Raw genomic sequence first — 1750 nt, forward strand, 5'->3', positions numbered from 1 at the left:
CCACAGACGTGAAGCTGCGCTTCATGCAGGACAAGCGCTTCAACGCCGACCACGTCAAGGTGGTCACGGAGAGCGGCACGGTGTTCCTGATGGGCATCGTCAAGCGCGCCGAGGCCGACGCCGCGACCGAGGTCGCGAGCACCACCGGCGGGGTGCAGCGCGTGGTCAGGCTGTTCGAATACCTCGACTAGGGATGTATCCCGCGCCCGCCTTCGAGCACAAGCTGTGCCGGCCGGAGCACTTCGCCGAGCGCGCCGCCCTGCTGCCGCGCCCGCTGGTGTTCACCAACGGTTGCTTCGACGTGCTGCACCGCGGCCATGTGACCTACCTCGCGCAGGCACGCGCGCTGGGCGCCGCGCTGATCGTGGGGGTGAACAGCGACGCCTCGGTGAAGCGCCTCGGCAAGGGCGGCGAACGGCCGGTCAACCCACAGGACGACCGCATGGAAGTGCTCGCCGCGCTGGAATCGGTCAGCCTGGTGGTTCCGTTCGACGAAGACACGCCGCTTAACCTGATCCTCGCCTGCCGTCCCGGCGTGCTGGCGAAGGGCGGCGACTGGCAGATCGAAAACATCGTCGGCGCGCGCGAGGTGCAGGGCTGGGGCGGCAGGGTGCACAGCATCCCGTTCCTGCACGAGCGTTCCACCACCGCGCTGCTGAACAAGATCCGCTCGCTATGAGCACGACCCGCTGAAATCAAGCGACGCATTGAAGGAGCATTAGAAATGGCTGAAACCCACTTTGGTTTTGAAACCGTCGCCGAGGAAGAAAAGGCCAAACGCGTCGCGGGCGTGTTCGACTCGGTCGCGAGCAAATACGACATCATGAACGACCTGATGTCGGTCGGCCTGCACCGCATCTGGAAGCGCTTCGCGGTCGGCGTCAGCGGCGTGCGCGAGGGGCAGCGCGTGCTCGACGTGGCGGGCGGCTCGGCGGACCTGTCGCGGCTGTTCCTCAAGAAGGTCGGCGCGAGCGGCCAGGTCGTGCTCACCGACATCAACAACGCCATGCTGCGCGTCGGCCGCGACCGCCTGCTCGACGAAGGCATCGCCACGCCGACCGCGCAATGCGATGCCGAGCACCTGCCGCTCCCCGACAACTACTTCGACTGCGCCAACATCGCCTTCGGCCTGCGCAACGTCACGCACAAGGACGCCGCGCTGCGCGAGATGCGCCGCGTGGTCCGCCCCGGCGGGCGCGTCATCGTGCTGGAATTCTCCAAGATCGCCAAACCGCTGGAGCCGTTCTACGACGCCTACTCGTTCAAGCTGCTGCCCAAGATCGGCGAGCTCGTCGCCAACGACGCCGACAGCTACCGCTACCTCGCCGAATCTATCCGCATGCACCCCGGGCAGGAGGAACTGAAGCAGATGATGGAAGAGGCCGGGCTGGAGCGCGTCGAATACTTCAACCTGACGGGCGGTGTGGTGGCGGTGCACCGGGGGTATAAACTCTAAGCCTTGCCCCATGCGGCCTTGACATATTAACGTGGCTCGTTAATATGTGCGCATGATCAAAACGTTCCGATGCCTCGACACCGAGGCGCTGTTTAACGGCAAGCGCGTCGCACGCTTCGTGAATTTCGAGCGGGCTGCGCTGCGCAAACTGGAACAGCTCGATCTGGCGTTGACCATCGAAGATATGCGCATCCCGCCGGGAAATCGATTGGAGGTATTGAAAGGCTACCGTGCCCGACAGTGGAGCGTTCGCATCAATGATCAGTGGCGGGGGTGTTTCCGTTTCGAGGACGG

4 protein-coding genes are annotated in these 1750 nt (G+C 64.6%); all 4 read left to right on the forward strand.

Going from position 1 to position 1750, the window contains the following annotated elements; all coding sequences use genetic code 11:
• Positions 1–191 (forward strand): BON domain-containing protein (locus tag PHR85_RS15180; protein ID WP_300056047.1); only part of this gene is annotated, 191 nt, incomplete at its 5' end.
• 2 nt (positions 192–193) lie between these two features.
• A complete protein-coding gene (rfaE2, locus tag PHR85_RS15185; protein WP_300056050.1) occupies positions 194–679 on the forward strand; it encodes a D-glycero-beta-D-manno-heptose 1-phosphate adenylyltransferase in 486 nt (161 codons plus the stop codon).
• A gap of 45 nt (positions 680–724) precedes the next feature.
• Positions 725–1456, forward strand: coding sequence for a bifunctional demethylmenaquinone methyltransferase/2-methoxy-6-polyprenyl-1,4-benzoquinol methylase UbiE (gene ubiE / locus PHR85_RS15190; RefSeq protein WP_300056053.1), 732 nt, complete (start codon positions 725–727; stop codon positions 1454–1456).
• Between the two features lie 52 nt (positions 1457–1508).
• A partial coding sequence (locus PHR85_RS15195) for a type II toxin-antitoxin system RelE/ParE family toxin (protein ID WP_300056055.1) occupies positions 1509–1750 on the forward strand: 242 nt, incomplete at its 3' end.

This window comes from Malikia sp. (assembly GCF_028687635.1).
In the GTDB taxonomy this organism is placed as follows: Bacteria; Pseudomonadota; Gammaproteobacteria; order Burkholderiales; family Burkholderiaceae_C; genus Malikia.